Source organism: Thermoanaerobacter sp. CM-CNRG TB177 (assembly GCF_018588165.1).
GTDB lineage: Bacteria > Bacillota > Thermoanaerobacteria > Thermoanaerobacterales > Thermoanaerobacteraceae > Thermoanaerobacter > Thermoanaerobacter thermocopriae.
This window is the reverse complement of sequence record NZ_JAFCAC010000086.1, coordinates 68,021-86,970: the sequence shown is the minus strand read 5'-3', so window position 1 is coordinate 86,970 and position 18,950 is coordinate 68,021. Positions and strand designations below refer to the sequence as shown.

Genomic DNA, 18,950 nt, shown 5'->3' with positions numbered 1-18,950 from the left:
AATAGGGTGCAGTGCAGAAGGGCATATAAGCCATGTATTTTCAGTAAGACTAAGACTAAGCAGGAATCCATTGGGATGGAGTAGAAAAGGATTAAAGTTAATGGCGAAATCAAGTGACAGGAAATGATAATTAAAAAATTGATATTTTATAGTTGCATTGTCTCAAAGTGAGAGAAAGGAATAAAATAGCTTAAACTTTTTTTGAAAGAAAGGAGGATTTTTTTATTTTGCGTCGAATATATTTATTATACAAAAAGTTTGTTGAGACAACAAATTAATTTAATGTTATGATATTTATGAAGTGAAAAAAGATGGAATACTTCAAAAATGCACCACAAATAAAATAGAAAGGACTAATTCAAACAACCAATGCGTTTAAATTTTATAATCCCTACGAAATAATAGACGGAAAACCTTTGAAAAAAACATATATGCATTTCAGTAGCATATTGGCATACGTTTACAAGCAATAAAATGGCTCTATTTGAGTAATCAAAAAATATAATAAAATCCTAACAAAATCACCGAAAGGGAGGTGGGGTGCGAAATTGTAATTTTAATTTAATAATTTAAAGAACTTATTAGAGAATAAAAAAATGGGGTGAAAAGAATGAGGAGAATTATTGCTTTGATTACAATTGTGATTATGGTGGTTGGCTTGTTATCAGGATGCGGACAAAATAGTCAAACAGGGCAATCTGAGTCAACTCAGCCAAAAGAAAAAGTATTAAAGATTTGGTCTTTTACAAATGAAGCAAAAGTTTTTGCAACTGCGTTTAAGGAGAAGCATCCCGATGTAAAAATAGAATTTACCATGATTCCAATGACAGAGGGAGAATACCAATTAAAACTTAAGTCAGCATTGCAATCTGGAGAAGGTCCCGATGTAGTTGCTTTGGAATCTGATTTTGTGAGAGAATTTGTTGAGAGCGATTATTTGGTAGACTTGTCAGATTTACTACCTTTTGCAGAAGAGGTGAAAACGTATCAATTTACAATTGATATAGGAACTGATGAAAATGGTGCAGTAAAAGCTTTTTCTTATCAAGCAACTCCAGGACTGATGTATTATCGAAGAAGTCTTGCTAAAGAATATTTTGGTACCGACGATCCTGTAAAAATTCAAGAACTAGTAGCTGATTTAAGTAAATTCGAAGAAGCGGCAAAAATTGTAAAAGAAAAATCCAACGGTAATACTTATATGATAGCATCAACTGCAGACCTTGGTAGGGTAATCATTGAGAATAGAGATAAACCGTGGATTGTAGATAGCAAATTGGTGATAGATCCAAAAGTAGAAGAACTATTTGATATCGCAAAAAATTTTAGACAAAATGGTTATGAAGCACAAGCTACCCAATGGCAGGAAAGCTGGTTTGCTGGCATGAATGACTCCTTGGTAGATGCAAAAGGAAATCCCAAGCAAATATTTGCATATTTCCTCCCAACGTGGGGCTTGTCTTATGTATTACAACCTAATTCAGCACCTGCAAAAGGCGAATCTGACGGAGGGAAGACTGCTGGTAAAGATACTTCTGGTGATTGGGCTGCCATTCCAGGACCAATGCCTTACAGGTGGGGAGGTACCTGGTTTGGTGTGACTAAGGACAGCGAAAATGTAGAATTAGCGAAAGAATTTATTAAATTTGTAACTTTAAATGAGGAAACATTAAAGAACTGGGCTCTCGGAGTTTATACAAATGAATATTTGAAGAAGATCGATCCAAGCGTAGGTGATGAATTACAACAACCAGCTGGCGATTTTGTATCTAGTCAAAAAGTAGTAGAAGAGATTGCTTCACAGTTTGGGGATACTTCGGCAGCTAAATTCTTAGGAGGACAAAACCCATATGAAGTATTTGCAGAAGCAGCACGCCGCATTGACCTTGGTGGAAGGACCAAAAACATTCAAGCTACAGATTTCGTAGTTCAAGATGCATTGTGGGATCCACTTGATGCCTATGCATCAGGTGAAATAAGTAAAGACGAAGCTCTAAAACGATTTAAAGAGGCTGTAAAGAATGCTTTACCTGACGTTAATGTAGATTAAAATTGGAGTAGAGGAAATGTGAGATTTAAAAATTCACATTTCCTCTACTCTCTAATATAAAATTAATATGGAGGATGTGGTGGTTTTGGTGGAGAGCGGAATAAAGGTCAGGAAAAGTAATAGTAAGATAAACAAAAATTATTATGGATATATATTTACTGCGCCATTCATTATTGTGTTTTTGTTGTTTAGCTTTTATCCTTTGATATATACTTTTTATTTGAGCCTAACAGATATGACAATAATGAGTAAAACTTACAATTTTGTTGGACTTAATAATTTTAAACAATTATTTTCAGACGATTTTTTCATAAAATCCGTGTTAAATACATGGAAAATATGGCTTATGAATTTTATACCACAATTAGGTATAGCTATGCTTTTAGCAGTTTGGTTTATGAATAACAGGTTGAAAATAAAGTTTGTTGGGCTTTGGCGAACAGTTTATTATCTTCCTAACCTACTTATGCCGGTTGCGATTGCTGCTCTGTTCTATAATCTTTTTTCACGTTATGGTCCCGTGAATCAGATTGCCGTTCGAGCCGGAATATTAGAAGAAGCCTTTGACTTTTTTAGAAGTCCGGGATGGACTCAATCTATAGTTGCATTTATCCAATGGTGGATGTGGTTTGGTGTCACTATACTCTATTTAATGGCTGGAATGTCATCAATATCACCTTCTTATTATGAGGCGGCGTTGGTAGATGGAGCTAGTTCGTGGGATATGTTTACTAAAATCACCTTACCTCTTTTAAAACCTGTGCTCATTTATGTATTAGTAACGTCTTTAGCAGGTGGCATGCAAATGTTTGATATACCTTATTTATTAACAGACGGTCGTGGTTCCCCTAATGGTTCTATAATGACTATGAGTGTTTTAATGTATATGAAATTTTCAAGTGGAAAAGGATTTATTGGAGCAGGAGCCAGTGTAGCTGTTATGATCTTTATTATTACCGCTATTTCTGCTTCTATAATAATTAGGCTTTTAAGAGAAAAAGAATAATGTTTTAAATCCGAAAGGGGGAAAAATAATGAGCTACACTATAAAAACAAAGTTAACAAAAACTTTTATATATATTTTTCTTGTAATATTATTTCTAATAACTATTGTGCCAGTGTGGATTTTATTGATTAATGCTACTCGTTCTACACCTGAAATACAGCAAGGGGTAAGCCTTTTACCTAGTAACAACCTTTTAAATAATTGGAAGTATTTAACTGGTAAGGGAGCCAACATATGGCGAGGATTTATAAATAGTGCATTAATTTCTATTCCGGCAACTCTTTTAACAGTCTATTTTTCTATGATGACAGCATATGCAATTCAAGTCTACGATTTTGCCTACAAAAAAATATTGTATAATATTATAATACTTTTAACTATTATACCAACCCAAATGGCTTCAATAATTGGATTTTACAAATATATGTCGATGCTAAATCTTTTGAATAGTTATATACCGCTTATTATTCCAGCAATAGCTGCTCCACCCATGGTATTTTTTGCATCGCAGTATTTAGAGTCTACTCTTGTTAAAGATCTAATAGAATCTGCAAGAATTGAAGGTGCTAGCGAGATTGGAATTTTCCATAGAATTATACTACCTATTGCAAAGCCCGGGGCATTTACTATGGGAATTTTATCTTTTGTTGCTTCGTGGAATAACTTCTTTACTCCTTTCATGTTAATCTCAAAGGTTGAAAAGTATACTCTCCCTATGATGGTTAAATTATTAAGGGGCGATATGTATAGGACAGAATATGGAGCTATATATCTTGGACTTGCAATAACCGTGATTCCAATAATAATAGTCTATGCAATGTTTTCAAAATATATTATAAGTGGTATTTCATTAGGTTCAGTGAAGGATTAGTTTTTGGATAAGAGGAGGAAATAATGATGAAAGCTTCATATTTAGACCCTAAACAACCTGTTGAAAAAAAGGTAGAAAATTTGTTAGCTCAAATGACAATTGAAGAGAAAATTGCACAATTAAGTGGTATATGGGTATATGAGATATTAGATGATATGATGAAATTTTCATATGAAAAAGCAAATCGATTAATGACTCATGGGATAGGTCAAATCACCCGTCTTGGTGGAGCAAGTAATTTATCACCTCAAGAGACAGTAAAAATAGCGAATCAGATACAAAAATACTTGGTTGAAAATACAAGACTTGGTATACCCGCTTTGATTCATGAAGAGTCTTGTAGTGGCTATATGGCTAAAGGGGCTACTATTTTCCCTCAAACTATAGGTGTGGCAAGTACTTGGAATCCCAAACTTGTTGAAAAAATGGCTTCTGTGATTAGAGAACAGATGAAAGCTGTTGGAGCTCGGCAGGCTCTTGCACCATTGTTGGATGTTACAAGAGATCCAAGATGGGGAAGGACAGAAGAGACATTTGGTGAAGACCCGTATTTAGTTATGCATATGGGTGTTTCATATATCCGTGGATTACAAACAGAGAATTTAAAAGAAGGTGTTATTGCTACAGGTAAACACTTCGTGGGGTATGGAAATTCAGAAGGTGGTATGAATTGGGCACCTGCTCATATTCCAATGCGTGAACTTTATGAAATTTTTTTGTATCCATTTGAAGCAGCAGTAAAAGAAGCAAAACTGGGTTCGATTATGCCTGGATATCATGAACTCGACGGTATACCTTGTCATAAGTCAAAACAACTCTTAACTGATATATTACGTAAAAATTGGGGTTTTGATGGAATTGTAGTGTCTGATTATTTTGCTATTAATCAACTTTATGAATACCATCGTTTAGCGTCAAATAAAAAAGAAGCTGCTAAACTGGCTTTAGAAGCTGGTGTTGATGTTGAGTTACCAAGTACTGATTGTTATGGCTTGCCTATTAAAGAGTTGATAGAACAAGGCGATATTGATATAGACTTTGTTAATGATGCTGTACGGCGAATTCTAAAAGCAAAGTTTCTATTAGGCTTATTTGAAAATCCTTATGTTGATGAAAAACGAGTTGTTGAAATATTTGACACTCAAGAACAGCGGCAATTAGCTTATAAAATAGCTCAAGAATCTATAGTTTTATTAAAAAATGAAAGCAACTTATTACCTTTGAAGAAAGACTTACAATCAATTGCTGTAATTGGTCCAAATGCTGATAATATTCGCAATATGATTGGCGATTATGCATATCCATGTCACATTGAATCATTACTTGAAATGCGCGAGAAGGACAATGTTTTTAATACTCCATTACCTGAAGGTTTAGAGGCGAAAGATATTTATGTACCTATTGTAAGTGTATTACAAGGAATTAAAGAAAAAGTTTCACCTAAGACAAAAGTAATTTATGCAAAGGGCTGTGACGTAATTAGTGATGATACGGCTGGTTTTAATAAAGCTGTTGAAATTGCTAAGCAAGCTGATGTTGCTATTGTGGTGGTAGGTGATAGAGCAGGATTAACGGATGGATGTACTTCTGGTGAATCTAGAGATCGTGCAGACCTTAATTTACCAGGTGTACAAGAGCAATTAGTAAAAGCGATTTATGAAACTGGTACACCAGTAGTTGTAGTTTTGATAAACGGTAGACCAATGTCAATTTCCTGGTTAGCTGAAAAAATTCCTGCGATTATAGAGGCATGGTTGCCGGGTGAAGAAGGGGGAAGAGCAATTGCAGATGTTATTTTTGGAGATTATAATCCAGGAGGAAAATTACCAATTTCCATTCCCTGCTCTGTAGGACAATTGCCTGTATATTATTATCATAAACCCTCTGGTGGACGTACTAATTGGAAAGGCGATTATGTAGAATCAAGTACTAAACCATTATATCCTTTTGGTTATGGACTTAGTTATACTGAATTTTTATACAGTAATCTTAATATCTCTAACCCAAAAGTATCTACACAGGAAGGAATAATAGAAATTTCTGTTGATGTAAAAAATATAGGGAAGGTAAAAGGGGATGAAGTAGTCCAACTGTATATACATCGAGAATTTTTAAGTGTTACACGACCTGTTAAAGAACTTAAAGGTTTTAAACGCATCACTTTAGATGTAGGAGAACAAAAAACTGTTATTTTTCAACTTTCTTCAGAGCAGCTTGGCTTTTATAATGAAGAAATGGAATATGTGGTAGAACCAGGCCGTGTAGAGGTAATGATAGGAAGTTCTTCAGAAGATATTCGGTTATTCGGTTCTTTTGAAATTGTTGGAGAAGTGAAAAAAACAGATAAAAAGTTTATGACACAAGTACGAGTGGAAAATAAGCTTTAAGATGGCAAAAAAAGTGATAATATATTTAAGGAACTCTATTTTAATTTTCTTTTAAGATTTAATGTGCTATAATTCACACTAGAAACTACAATATAAATAGAAGGGTGAACAGATGATAACAGCAGATCAATTATTAGTTAAACAAATAAATAAATCAATAGTGCTCAATACCATAAGAAAAAAAGGGAATGTTTCAAGAGCGGATATTGCCCACATTACTGGTTTAAACAAGTCAACTGTATCTTTTCTTGTTGATGAACTTATAAACGAAGGTTTTGTTAGAGAAGAAGGGCCTGGAGAATCAAAAGGTGGTAGAAAACCAATTATATTAAGCATCAATAACAAGGCTGGCTGTATAATAGGTATTGATTTGGATGTGAACTATATATTAATTGTTTTGACTGATTTAATGGCAAATGTCATTTGGGAAAAGAAAGTAGATGTAAAAATTGGTGAAAGTCAACAGGCTATTATTAAGCGTTTAATAGAATTGATTGACGAAGCAATTTTAAATGCACCTGAGACTATCAGGGGAATTTTAGGTATTGGAATTGGTGTGCCAGGCATTGTGGATTACAAAAAAGGTACTGTACTGATGGCACCAAATCTAAAATGGGAAAATGTGCCTCTTAAACAAATTATAGAAAATAAATTCAAAATTAAAGTACAAATAGATAACGAAGCAAATGTAGGAGCAATAGGGGAAAAATGGTTTGGAGCAGGAATTAAATACAACAATCTTGTATATGTAAGTGCTGGAATTGGAATTGGGACAGGAATAATAATCAATGGAGAACTGTACAGAGGGACAGTAGGGCTAGCAGGAGAGATGGGGCATATGACAATAAATATACTTGACCATCAATGTAGTTGTGGGAATACCGGATGCTGGGAAAATTATGCTTCAGAGAAAGCACTATTCGATTATATACATACACAGTTGATAATGGGAAAATCTGATAATTATATAAATAAAGATAATTTTAATACACTTAGTGCTCTTGATATTATAAATTATGCTCAAAAAGGAAGCGAAATTGCAGTAGAGGCTTTAAAAGAAATTGGAAGGAAATTGGGTGTGGGAATTGTCAATGTAATAAATACATTTAACCCGGAACTTGTGATTATTGGAAATACGTTGTCTTTAGCAAGAGGTTTGATTTTGGATGAGATTTTGAAAGAAGTAGAAAAAAAGTGTCTTGTTTATAGATATCACAAAGTAAAAATCAAAACCTCTAAACTTCAATTTCATGCAGGAGCAATTGGAGCAGTATCGCTTGTTATTTCAGAGCTGTTTGCATATCCAGGGCTTTGATTACATGATGTGTTGAAATATTAAAAATGACAGTATAAAATCAGGGCACAAAAAGCCCTGATTTTATAATAATGCTTCTATATAATAAATGCACGGGTGTTTTAGTAAGCAAATACATCTTTCAAATCTATTTCTAGATCTTCAAAGATAGAGACTTTAATTTTATTTCCTACAGTATATACATCAGGTCTTCCATATCTGGAATTTTCCTGCAAAATAAACACACTTACAACTTTGTCATCTGGTTCTACTATCCAATATTCCTTTACTCCATGCTTTTCGTATAAATTAAACTTTTCTATTTTATCTCTACTTGCAGTTGAAGGTGATGTAATTTCAACAATTAAATCAGGAGCTCCTTTACATCCTTCGTCATCCAGCTTTGACTTATCGCATACTACCACGATGTCGGGTTCTACAACAGTTTTTATTTCTTTATCACTTTTCTCATTTCCAGAAGGAAACCTTACTCCAAAAGGTGCACTAAATACTTCACATTGCTTACCTCTAAGATATACAGCGAAGCTTGTAAATATTTCTCTTGATATTCTTTGATGAACTGTCGATGGAGGAGTCATTAAATAAATCTGCCCGTTTATTAATTCTATTCTTTGATTATTTGGCCAGTTTAAATAATCCTCATAAGTATAAATATCCTCTCTTTTTGGTAAAGGCATAATTAAACACCCCTTTAAAACTCTTCTTATACTAAGTTTAACATTTTATATTCTTAATATCCAGAGCAAAAATATCTCCCTTTTTATTTGTTGCATTTAATTATACAACTAACCAACATCGTGAGAAAAATAAAAAAGGATTTATAAAAAAAATGTAGAATTAATTATAGAAAACATAAAATAGAATTGGTGCGTAAAGAAAATGAAAGTCCTTTTAAAAATATCATCTGAAAGGATTGAAGATTATGGGGATTAAAGACATGACACTGGAAGAAAAAATAGGTCAGATACTAATGATTGGCTTTCCATTGCCGATTTATGATGACCATATTGAGGAGCTGATTAGTGAGTATAAAATCGGTAATGTGATTTTATTTTCTCGAAATGTAAAAGATAAAGTACAACTTCCAAAGTTTATGTAATAATATCCAAATGAATATGATAAAGCATACCGGTATTCCAGCTTTAATTGCTATTGACCAAGAAGGTGGAATGGTTACGAGAATTTATAAAGATGCCACTTACTTGCCAGGTAATATGGCTATAGGAGCTACAAACAATCCTGAAAATGCATATAAAATAGGGGAGATAGCAGGTAAAGAGCTTTTTTATAGTATCGAAAACATGAAAAGAAGATATGGAATGTTTAAAAATTCAAAAAGGTGTTGGATTGGGGTTGGCAATTGTTCAGGCTGGCATGTACTTTTTGTATAATAGAGGAATTAGAAATGTGGTGATAGATTGGACTGAATTTGTGGATTTTTATTCAAGACTGGGGTGCAAAATTTGGAAAAAATACACAGTGTATAAAAAGAATTGAAATAAAAGACAAGTTGTTATTGGAAGGAAGTGATTTGCATGAAAAACCTTTTATTAAAACATGGTGAAATATATACACAGAATGAGATAATATATAATGGAGATTTATTAATTTCTAATGGGAAAATTTCAAGTATAGGTAAAAATTTAAGTACTAATGATGCAGAAGTAATTGATTTAAAAGGCAAAAAAATAGTGCCTGGCTTTATAGACATACATATTCACGGCGGTGTTGGACATGATACAATGGATGCTACTTATGAAGCATTAAATGCTATTTCAATTCATCTTGCAAAACATGGAGTGACTTCTTTTTGTCCTACTACTATGACAATGGATATACCCTATATCCTAAATGCTCTTAAAAACATAAATGAGACGATGAAAAAGAAGACGGCTGGAGCACAAATTTTAGGGGCATATGTTGAGGGACCTTTTATAAGCAAAGAACACAAAGGAGCACAGGATGAAAAATATATAATACCACCTGATAAAAACTTATTTGACGAGTTCTTGGAAATAGCGGGAGGTAACATAAAAGTAATTGCATTAGCACCTGAAAAAGACCCGGATGGAAGCTTTGTAGAACATGTCACTAAAAAGGGTGTAAAAGTATCCTTGGGACATACAAATGCCACTTATGAGGAGATGAAAAATGGAGTAGAGCATGGTGCTACAATTGCGGTTCACACTTATAATGGCATGAAAGGGCTACATCATAGGGAACCTGGTGCATTAGGGGAAGTATTTTTAGACGACAGAATATACAGTGAAGTAATTGTAGATTTTATACACACACACCCTGCTTCAGTAAAGCTTTTGATTAAAATAAAAGGAACAGACAAAGTGATACTTATATCAGATGCGATGCCTGCCTGTGGATTAGGAGACGGGGAGTACATATTTGGAGGGCAAAAGGTACTTGTAAAAGAAGGTGTGGCAAAACTAGAAAACGGTTCATTAGCAGGAAGTACATTGACGTTAGATAAAGCTTTAGCAAATATAACATTTCTTGGAGTACCGCTTTTTGAAGCCTGCAAGATGGCCTCTTTAAATCCTGCAAAAGCAATTGGAGTAGATGATAGAAAAGGGAGCATAGAAGTTGAGAAAGATGCAGATATAGTTGTGCTAAACAATGATTTGACTGTTTATATGACAATAATAGAGGGAAAGGTTTTTATGGAATAAAAATGTATACATATTGAGAAATAAATGCCAAGAAGCTTAATTGCCATACAAAGTTTAAGGAATCCTTTTGATATAAGGATTCCTTAGACTGTATACAAACTTTCGGAAATAGGATATTTTGCATAAGGAACGACTTGTGACAAAGCGTTAACAAAACTTAGCGAGACCGAGGGCGGAGGCAGGGCCGAAGCCAAGGATGGCGGAGGCGGGCACCTGAGACAGGAGGTCGAATGTGCCCGGGACCCTGCCGGAACCCGAAGGTCGAGCTTAGTTTTGTCGCTTTGGAACATCGGAGTGACGATGCAAAATATCCTATTTTAAAAAATTTTTGCTTTGTCAACAAACTGAGGAATCCTTTTGATATAAGGATTCCTTTTTACATTAAAAACATTTTGCGATATGTCAGATGTTATTCCTTTACAATATTCTCTTTACAAAATTTTCTATTCTTTCAAGCGCTCTTGCTATTTTATCTAGAGAATATGCGTATGATACACGAATAAATCCTTCACCGCTTGGGCCAAATGCGTCTCCTGGTACTACAGCTACTTTTTCTTCTTTTAAGAGCTTTTCACAAAATTCCTGTGAAGTCATGCCCGTCTTTTTTATTGAGGGGAAAATATAGAAAGCTCCCTTTGGCTCGAAACAATCAAGGCCCATCTCGCGAAATCCGTTTACAATAAATTTCCTTCTCTTGTCATACGTTTCTCTCATTTTTACTATATCTTCTTCACATTCATATATACCCCTTATTGCAGCGTACTGTGCTGTAATTGGAGCGCATATAGTTGTATACTGGTGAATTTTATTCATTGCTTCAATAAATCCATGTTCTGCTGCGATGTATCCCAGCCTCCAACCTGTCATGGCGAAAGCTTTTGAAAAACCGTTTATAAGTATTGTTCTTTCCCTCATGCCTGGAAGCGAAGCTATGCTCACGTGTTTTCCTTCATATGTCAATTCACTGTAAATTTCATCTGAAATGACTATTAAATCATGCTCAATTATTATGTCTACAATTTCTTCTAATTCTTCTTTTTTCATGATGGCACCTGTAGGATTATTGGGGTAAGGAAGAATTAATACCTTTGTTTTCGAGGTTATTTTTGATTTTAAGTCATCGGGGGTTAGTATGAAATTGTTTTTTTCATCAGTAGGAACAAATACAGGGATACCTCTTGTCAAAGTTACACATGGTGCGTATGATACGTAACTTGGTTCAGGTACTAAAACCTCGTCGCTGTCATTTAAAAGAGCTCGCAGAGCAAGGTCAATGGCTTCACTAGCACCAATAGTCACCATTATTTCTTTTTCAGGGTCATAGGTTAAATTGTAATGAGTTTTTAAGAAATATGATATAGCGGTTCTAAGTTCAAGAAGTCCTAAGTTTGAGGTGTATGTTGTGCTACCTCTATCTAGTGCGTTAATGCCTTCTTTTCTTATTTCCCACGGAGTTACAAAATCTGGTTCGCCAACACCCAGTGATATTATGTCTTTTGAATTAGTCACAAGGTCAAAAAATTTCCTGATTCCGGATGGTGGAATACTTTTTACTACATTGGATATGTATTTATCTACATTCATGGTGTTATCACCAATCTTTTGTCGTCTTGTCCTTCTTCATAAAAAACTCCGTCTTTTTTATACCTTTTTAAAATAAAATGTGTGGTAGTGCTTAATACGCCATCAATGGGGGCAAGTCTTTCAGCAACAAAGAGGGCTATTTCTTTCATTGTTTTACCTTCTACTTCAACAGAAAGGTCATAAGTCCCTGAAATTAAAGATACAGATTTTACTTCCCCAAACTGGCATATTCTTTCAGCTATTGCATTAAATCCAAGTCCTTGCTGGGGTGCTACTTTTACATCTATGAGGGCAGTTACGACTTCCCGGCCAGCCTTTTCCCAATCTACGAGAGCAGTGTATTTTAACAACACTTTTTTGTCCTCAAGACTTTTCATTGTGTTTTTAACTTCTTCTTCACTAAGCCCTGTGATTGCTGCCATTTGTTTTTCTGTAAGACGGCTGTTTTCACACAGAAGGTCAAGGATTTCTATGGCTTTATCCATTTTTGACACCTCCTAAAAATATATTTTATGCACATTATAATACAAAGATAGGCGTAATTCAATAATTTAATAAATTGAAGTATAAAAATTTAAATAAAAACGTTTGAAATTTAACGAATGTGTGAATTCTGGGTTGACATGTATGTATAAAGAATGTTACAATTTTTATATAGATATTGATAATTATTTTCAATTATGGAGGCATCACAAATGGCAGAGAATACTATTATAAATCTTATACAATTAAGGGAAAATCATGAAGGAGAGATTATACTAATAAAAGCTGGAAGGACAGCTATGCAAAGATTGAATGAAATGGGACTTGTCCCAGGGACAAAAGTTAAGCTGGTTAGAAAAGGCCCTTTGCGGGGGCCTGTTGAGCTTGAAGTTAGAAATTCTCACCTTGTGATTGGATATGGTCTTGCTTCAAAGATATATGTAAAAACCCTTGATGGGAAGGGGGATATGCGGTGAAAAAAGAAATAGTTATAGCTTTAGCGGGAAATGCTAATGTAGGAAAAAGCGTCATATTTAATCAATTGACAGGCTTAACTCAGATAATTGGTAATTGGCCGGGCAAAACGGTGGAAAGGGCAGAAGGGGTTTTGAGATTTAAAGGACGAACTATAAAAATTGTTGACCTTCCCGGCATTTATTCACTTTCTGCTTATTCTCAAGAGGAAATTGTCTCTCGTGAGTTTATAGCTTTTGAAAAGCCAGATGTTGTAATAAATGTGGTGGATGCCTCTAACCTTGAAAGAAACCTGTTCTTTACAGTTCAGCTTTTAGAGCTTCATGTGCCTATGGTTATGGCTTTAAACCAAGTAGATTATGCCATTAAAAAGGGTATAGATATAAATGTAAAAAAGTTAGAAGAACTTTTAGGGATTCCTGTTGTAAAAACTATTGCTACAAAGGGAAAAGGCCTTGAAAAATTGATAGATAAGGTTTTAGAAGTTGTAGATTCAAATAAAGAAACGGCTGTAAATGACTATGACATAAAGCAAGAGAAAATTCTTAAATATGGAAATGAAATAAGCGAGTATGTAATGAGAATTTACAATATTCTTTTAAAACACAATGTAGTAAACATTATAAATTTGTTTCATCCTCTGTGGATTTCTCTAAAACTTATAGAAGAAGATAGCGATATAATTGAAAAGCTAAAAAGAGAGCCTGATGGTAAAAAGGCTTATGAAGAGATTCAAAAAGAACTAGAGGGATTAAAGGCGAAGACAGATGGCCCTCTTGTGACTTTAGTTACAGCAGCCAGGTATGATATTGCTTCTTTTATAGCCAGGCAGACAGTATCAGAAATTCACCATAGAATTACATGGACTGATTTGATTGACAATGTTGCTCTTCATAAAATATTTGGCTATATATCAATGTTTGCTATTGTCTTCATATCATTTTACGGCATATTTAAATTTGGAGAGTATTTTTCTGGCGTGTTGGAGGGATTTTTTGATGTATTAAGACCTTTGGTGTATAATTTGCATATTCCAAATATGTATAAAGATGTTTTATGGAATGGACTTGTTGAAGGACTTATTTCTGCTATAACCATCGTACTACCTTATATACTCCCATTTTATGTATTTTTATCAATACTTGAAAACACAGGTTACCTCGCAAGAATTGCCTTTTTAATGGATGAGATAATGCACAAAGTGGGACTTCACGGCAAAGCTCTCATTCCAATATTGATGGGCTTTGGGTGCAATGTCCCGGCAGTACTAGGCACAAAAATTTTAGAAACTGATAGAGAAATATTTGTTGCGTCTTTTATGTCCACTCTTGTGCCTTGTTCTGCAAGGATTGTGATAATTTTAGGTACAATAGGGGTATTCATGGGGCCGCAATACGCACTTGCTGTTTTTGCCTTAGATGTTTTGGTAATTTATATAGCAGCGTATTTTGCAGATAAAATAGCGCATGGAAAACCCTATGATTTGATAATGGAACTTCCCGGTTACAGAGTACCCGCGTTAAAACCAACACTAAAGCAAATATGGATTAGGATTAAAGACTTTTTGTATGTGGCACTTCCTATAATTGTTGTAGGAAGTCTTGTGCTTGAAATATTGAAATACACAGGTATATTTAAATATGTGACGTATGTAACGGACCCCATTGTAGTAAAATGGTTGGGATTGCCATCAATAGTAGGAATAGTATTGATTTTTGGGGTTTTGAGGAAAGAGCTTACCCTTATAATGCTTTTAGCTCTTTCTGGGACAAGTCATATTTCACAGATTTTGACTCCAAAGCAGATGATTGTCTTTGGTGTTGTTACAATGCTTTATATTCCCTGTATTGCTACAATTGCGGCATTAAAAAGAACAATTGGTTGGAGAAAGACATGGTGGGTAGTTTTTGTTGACATTTTCGTCGCGATATTGGTAGGAGGAATATTAAATCAGATTCTTACTTTTATATAAATATGGTATAATGTGAATGGGTGATAAAATTATGCCATATATAATGCCTCAAAAAGAAAAAAGATTAAAAGTGTTGAGAGATGAGTTAGAAAAAGCTATTGATTCTATTATTTCTTTAAATCCCGAAAAAGTGGTATTATTTGGTTCATTGAAAAGAGAAGATGTACATTTAAGAAGCGATATAGACCTTTTGATAATTTGGAAGACTGACCTGCCGTTTTTGGAAAGATTGCAAGTGTTTTATGATGCTATAAAGCCAAATGTTGCAATGGATATATTGGTTTATACTCCTGAAGAAATTGAAAAATTATATAGGAAAAATAAATTTATAGCAAAAGTATTAGATGAAGGGCGTGTATTATATGAAAAGAAGCAATGAAGAAGAAGCTATTTCAGCAATTAATAAGGCGTTAAAAATAATAAAATTTGTAGAAGAGAAAATAGAGTAGGGGATAAAACCTACTCTTATTTTTATTAAATAAGATTAACTTTAAGCAATAACTCCTTATCTTTAAGAATTTCATCAGGCTTGCCTATAGCTTCTATGGAGTGGCTTTCGTTTAATACTATTATCCTGTCTGAAAGCATTGCTGCTATATCAAGGTCATGGGTTGCGATTACTATGGTAGTACCGTTTTTATTCAATTCTTGTAATTTTTCCAAAAGCCACTTTTTTGACCGTGGGTCAAGACCATTTGTAGGCTCGTCAAGAAGCAAAACTTCAGGATTTATCACCATGACTGACGCTAATGCGACTTTTTTCTTTTCTCCGCCGCTTAATCTGTGAGGGGGCCTATCTTTTAACTTTTCAATTCCAAAAGAGTTAAGGGTTTCTTCTACGGTTTTTTGAACTTTATTTCTTTCTAAACCCATTTGAAGAGGAGCAAATGATATTTCGTCAAAGACTGTAGTGCTGAAAAGTTGCACATCGGAATCTTGAAACACAAAACCCACTTTTTTTCTAAATTCATATTCATCAAAAGTTTTTTTATCGCCAAGCAATTTGCCAAATGCCCATATTTCACCGCTGTCGGGAGAAATTAAATTGTCCATCAATTTTAAAAGAGTGGATTTTCCACTGCCATTTGCACCGAGAAGAATTAATTTTTCTCCTTTTTTTACTTCAAAAGTTATGTCAACTAAAGCAGGAACTGATTTATTATAAGAGTAATAGACATTTTTTAATTCAAATACTGTGCTCAATTTAAACCTCCTTATGGGTGGATATACCACAAGATGAATAAAAAAGTTATATTAAAACCTATCCATATATAATCATAAAAAGCCATTTTAAAAGTAGTTAGTGCTTTGTAATCTCCATTATAACCTCGTGAAATCATAGCGTTATAAACTTCATCGCTCAGTTGTTGAGACCTTATCAAAACATTTGCCATAGCAGAAGCGACAAATTTTCGCCCTTCACTACTATTACTTTTCCCCACATTTCTACTTTTTCTTGCGAGAAACATGTTTGTAGCAATTTCTAAAAGCAAAAAGATGTAACGTAAGGCCATTTCAAGTGTAGCAGTAAAAATGCGGGGGAGCTTAAAAGACCTCAATCCTTTTAATATTTCTACCCATTTTGTGGACAGTGCTAGTATATATACAAAGGATAAAGATATAAATGACCTCATCATAAAAATAATGGCACTATACAAACCTTCTTTTGTTATGTAAAAATTTTTTGTGAAATATACTAAAGGATGTCCTTCTTTTACTACATTAAAAAGTGAAGGTATCAGGACAATACCTGTAAAAAATATTGAGACTGCTGATACCCTCATAACATATGCTTTTAAAGGTATTTTAGAAAAATAAGCCAACAAAAGTGTATAAATAAGAAATATGGTCATAAAAGATATTGTCTTTCCAAAGTTGACTATAATGATTAATATAAAAACGGAGACGAGTTTTATTCTCGTATCAAGAGACTGCATAATACCTTTTTTAGCAGAAATTGTGTCAGAATAAAACATATCTTCAAATGCATTTTGTATACTTAAAATTGTCTTTTCTAAAAAGTTATCCATTTTTCTTCTGGGGTTTTCCCATAATCCTCCCTAATATTGCAAATATCAATACAATAGCTGCAATTCCTACGACTGCTGAAAAAATATAACCTAAAGCTTGTTGGAAGAAATTAGCATCAAATCCTGGTATACTGTAATCGGGTAATATTGCTTTTATGACTTCTGAGAATCTATTCATTCCCTCAGGTACATATCCTATCATGTTCTTAATTTCATCAAGGCCCCATTCTCCCCATGCCGAACCAGGAGCTAAAAGCCCGAGAGGGGTGAGAAGTATTATAACTATAGCTGCAATGTAGAATTTTTTCATCTATTATCACCTCTAAGCTTGGATGAAAATTTATACAGTATATTTTCCTCATCCGCTTTTTGTAAATAATATACTACAAGGCCTGTTATAATGGCTTCTACAATACCAGCTACAGTAAGATGAGCAAACATCATTGCAGGTATTGCTACGTTTAATCCATAGGGAAAATATAGGGGTGTTCCATTTGCTGTATGAAAAAGCAATGGCTGAAGTCCAAGTTCTATTGCTGTAGCAAGAGCAGCAGCATTTATTCCTACATATCCCCCTATAGCAGATGATATGACTTTGTTTAACTTAAGTGCCAACATAAGTTTATAAATTCCATATCCAACAAAAGGAGCTATAAAAGCTATATTAAAACTATTTGCACCTAAAGCTAAAATTCCTCCGTCACCAAAAAGCAATGCTTGAATAAATAAGGCTATAGTAAGAGATATACTTGCTGCCCACGGCCCTAAAGTTATTGCAAGGAGAGTTGCACCAATGGCATGGGAAGTTGTACCACCTGGTATTGGTACGTTAAACATCATTATTGTAAATGCAAAAGCAGACCCTATAGCCAAAGTAGATATGTCTTTTTTGCCAAAACTTTCATTGACTTTTTTTGCTGCAACTGAAATGACCGGTACCATAGCAGCACCCATAACAGCGCAGGTTTGAGGACTTATATAGCCTTCAGGTATGTGCATAAAAAATTCCCCCTTACAAATTTTTACCCGTTGTTGTCATCACTAGTTTTCCATGTTTTACTCCTTTTGTACTTATAATTTCATCTGCAATTTTTGTAATTTCCTTTGCGGTACCTTTTAGTACCATTATTTCGAGACAGTTATGCTTATCCAAGTGCACGTGCATTGTTGAGATTATGTTTTGATAATGTTTGTGTTGTATGTTTGTCAGCTTGTCATTTATTTCCCTTACTTCATGGTTAAAAACATAAGTAATTGTACCAATGGTCTCCGTATTTTCTGCTTCCAACTGATTTTCTATTATAAAATCTCTTATCAAATCTCTTATGGCTTCAGATCTGTTGCTATAGCTTTTTTTCTTTATAAGCTCGTCAAATTGATAAAGAAGTTTTGATTCCATTGAAACTCCAAAACGTGTTATTTCTTCCAGACTTATCACTCCCATAAAATAGTGTTATCTTCTTAAAAATAATAACACTATTTTATGGACGAGTCAATTTAAAAATTAACTAAAAGCTTCGCTATGAGTGGGAAAATTTTTCACTCTTTTTTTAATTATAAAGCTCTTGTGATATAATAAAATAAAGTTAGTTACAATACAGGAGGTAGAGCATGCCACTTAATGTAGTACTTGTTGAACCTGAAATACCACAAAACACAGGGAATATTGCAAGAACTTGTGTACTTACAGGCAGCAGGCTTCATCTTGTAAAACCTTTAGGTTTCAGTATAGACGAAAAATACGTAAAAAGAGCTGGCTTAGACTACTGGCCTCTTTTAGACCTCACTGTTTACGATAATCTCGAACAATTTCTTGAAGAAAACAAAGGGAAAAAGTTTTATCTTGCCACCACAAAGGCTAAAAAGTATTATCATGAAGTAAAATATGAAGATAATTCTTATATACTTTTTGGGAAAGAAACTGCTGGACTTCCTAAATGGTTGATTGAAAAATACTACGAAGACTGTATACGGATACCAATGCATGAAGTGATATCTACAAGGTCTTTAAACTTGTCCAACTCTGTAGCTATAGTACTGTATGAGGCCTTGAGACAACTGGGTTTTCCTAATATGAAATAAAAAATTGAGGGA

Annotated in this window: 18 protein-coding genes and 3 pseudogenes; 13 read left to right on the top strand and 8 right to left on the bottom strand. The window is 34.0% G+C overall.

The window, feature by feature from the left end; genetic code table 11:
* The 6 genes and pseudogenes from I4N53_RS10720 to I4N53_RS10695 form a co-directional block, all read left to right on the top strand.
* Positions 1-109 (top strand): annotated as a pseudogene (locus I4N53_RS10720) (UPF0236 family transposase-like protein); the annotation flags it as partial.
* A 501-nt stretch (positions 110-610) separates the two neighbouring features.
* The gene (locus tag I4N53_RS10715) at positions 611-2,050 is read left to right on the top strand and encodes an ABC transporter substrate-binding protein (RefSeq protein WP_214496214.1); all 1,440 of its coding nucleotides are present in this window, start codon (positions 611-613) and stop codon (positions 2,048-2,050) included.
* 79 nt (positions 2,051-2,129) lie between these two features.
* A complete protein-coding gene (locus tag I4N53_RS10710) occupies positions 2,130-3,056 on the top strand; it encodes a carbohydrate ABC transporter permease (protein WP_012994358.1) in 927 nt (308 codons plus the stop codon).
* A 28-nt stretch (positions 3,057-3,084) separates the two neighbouring features.
* Positions 3,085-3,927, top strand: a complete 843-nt coding sequence (locus tag I4N53_RS10705; protein ID WP_012994359.1) for a carbohydrate ABC transporter permease — start codon at positions 3,085-3,087, stop codon at positions 3,925-3,927.
* Positions 3,928-3,950: 23 nt separating this feature from the next.
* Complete coding sequence (locus I4N53_RS10700) at positions 3,951-6,314, top strand: glycoside hydrolase family 3 N-terminal domain-containing protein (protein WP_214496213.1); 2,364 nt, start codon at positions 3,951-3,953, stop codon at positions 6,312-6,314.
* 112 nt (positions 6,315-6,426) lie between these two features.
* Complete coding sequence (locus I4N53_RS10695; protein ID WP_214496212.1) at positions 6,427-7,629, top strand: ROK family transcriptional regulator; 1,203 nt, start codon at positions 6,427-6,429, stop codon at positions 7,627-7,629.
* A 101-nt stretch (positions 7,630-7,730) separates the two neighbouring features.
* Here the strand turns inward: I4N53_RS10695 and I4N53_RS10690 are convergent, their stop codons facing one another.
* Entirely contained in the window at positions 7,731-8,306 is a 576-nt protein-coding gene (locus I4N53_RS10690) for a Uma2 family endonuclease (RefSeq protein WP_012269725.1), read from the bottom strand.
* Positions 8,307-8,551: 245 nt separating this feature from the next.
* On the opposite strand from I4N53_RS10690, the pseudogene I4N53_RS12715 reads away from it, so the two are divergent.
* The 3 genes and pseudogenes from I4N53_RS12715 to nagA all read left to right on the top strand — a co-directional run.
* A pseudogene (locus I4N53_RS12715) lies at positions 8,552-8,912 on the top strand (glycoside hydrolase family 3 N-terminal domain-containing protein); the annotation flags it as partial.
* A gap of 49 nt (positions 8,913-8,961) precedes the next feature.
* A pseudogene (locus I4N53_RS12710) lies at positions 8,962-9,126 on the top strand (GNAT family N-acetyltransferase); the annotation flags it as partial.
* Positions 9,127-9,164: 38 nt separating this feature from the next.
* Positions 9,165-10,313, top strand: a complete 1,149-nt coding sequence (gene nagA, locus I4N53_RS10680; protein WP_214496211.1) for an N-acetylglucosamine-6-phosphate deacetylase — start codon at positions 9,165-9,167, stop codon at positions 10,311-10,313.
* A gap of 417 nt (positions 10,314-10,730) precedes the next feature.
* Here the strand turns inward: nagA and I4N53_RS10675 are convergent, their stop codons facing one another.
* Positions 10,731-11,897 (bottom strand): aminotransferase class I/II-fold pyridoxal phosphate-dependent enzyme, encoded by a 1,167-nt coding sequence (locus I4N53_RS10675; RefSeq protein ID WP_214496210.1) that lies wholly within the window; start codon positions 11,895-11,897, stop codon positions 10,731-10,733.
* Complete coding sequence (locus I4N53_RS10670) at positions 11,894-12,382, bottom strand: Lrp/AsnC family transcriptional regulator (RefSeq protein WP_214496209.1); 489 nt, start codon at positions 12,380-12,382, stop codon at positions 11,894-11,896. The genes I4N53_RS10675 and I4N53_RS10670 overlap by 4 nt, the downstream gene beginning before the upstream one ends.
* Positions 12,383-12,592: 210 nt before the next feature.
* Between I4N53_RS10670 and I4N53_RS10665 the strand changes: the two genes are divergently transcribed.
* From I4N53_RS10665 to I4N53_RS10655, 3 genes are read left to right on the top strand one after another with little or no spacing between them, the layout of a single operon-like run.
* Positions 12,593-12,856, top strand: a complete 264-nt coding sequence (locus I4N53_RS10665) for a FeoA family protein (protein WP_012269721.1) — start codon at positions 12,593-12,595, stop codon at positions 12,854-12,856.
* Entirely contained in the window at positions 12,853-14,826 is a 1,974-nt protein-coding gene (gene feoB / locus I4N53_RS10660; RefSeq protein ID WP_214496208.1) for a ferrous iron transport protein B, read from the top strand. The genes I4N53_RS10665 and feoB overlap by 4 nt, the downstream gene beginning before the upstream one ends.
* 31 nt (positions 14,827-14,857) lie before the next feature.
* Positions 14,858-15,205, top strand: coding sequence for a nucleotidyltransferase domain-containing protein (locus tag I4N53_RS10655; protein ID WP_214496207.1), 348 nt, complete (start codon positions 14,858-14,860; stop codon positions 15,203-15,205).
* Positions 15,206-15,300: 95 nt separating this feature from the next.
* On the opposite strand, the gene I4N53_RS10650 is transcribed toward I4N53_RS10655, so the two are convergent.
* The 5 genes from I4N53_RS10650 to nikR are packed head-to-tail and all read right to left on the bottom strand — an operon-like array spanning position 15,301 to position 18,285.
* On the bottom strand, positions 15,301-16,029 hold the full coding sequence (locus I4N53_RS10650; RefSeq protein WP_214496206.1) for an energy-coupling factor ABC transporter ATP-binding protein: 729 nt from the start codon (positions 16,027-16,029) through the stop codon (positions 15,301-15,303).
* An 11-nt stretch (positions 16,030-16,040) separates the two neighbouring features.
* Positions 16,041-16,856: a cobalt ECF transporter T component CbiQ gene (gene cbiQ / locus I4N53_RS10645; protein WP_214496205.1), complete on the bottom strand. Its 816-nt coding sequence runs from the start codon at positions 16,854-16,856 to the stop codon at positions 16,041-16,043.
* On the bottom strand, positions 16,849-17,166 hold the full coding sequence (locus I4N53_RS10640) for a PDGLE domain-containing protein (RefSeq protein ID WP_012994371.1): 318 nt from the start codon (positions 17,164-17,166) through the stop codon (positions 16,849-16,851). The genes cbiQ and I4N53_RS10640 overlap by 8 nt, the downstream gene beginning before the upstream one ends.
* On the bottom strand, positions 17,163-17,855 hold the full coding sequence (gene cbiM / locus I4N53_RS10635; protein ID WP_214496204.1) for a cobalt transporter CbiM: 693 nt from the start codon (positions 17,853-17,855) through the stop codon (positions 17,163-17,165). The genes I4N53_RS10640 and cbiM overlap by 4 nt, the downstream gene beginning before the upstream one ends.
* A 13-nt stretch (positions 17,856-17,868) precedes the next feature.
* Positions 17,869-18,285, bottom strand: a complete 417-nt coding sequence (nikR, locus tag I4N53_RS10630) for a nickel-responsive transcriptional regulator NikR (protein WP_342897059.1) — start codon at positions 18,283-18,285, stop codon at positions 17,869-17,871.
* 182 nt (positions 18,286-18,467) lie between these two features.
* Between nikR and trmL the strand changes: the two genes are divergently transcribed.
* Positions 18,468-18,938 carry a tRNA (uridine(34)/cytosine(34)/5-carboxymethylaminomethyluridine(34)-2'-O)-methyltransferase TrmL gene (gene trmL, locus I4N53_RS10625; protein WP_214496203.1) on the top strand — a complete coding sequence of 157 codons (471 nt, stop codon included), beginning with the start codon at positions 18,468-18,470 and terminating at the stop codon, positions 18,936-18,938.
* Positions 18,939-18,950: the final 12 nt, after the last annotated feature.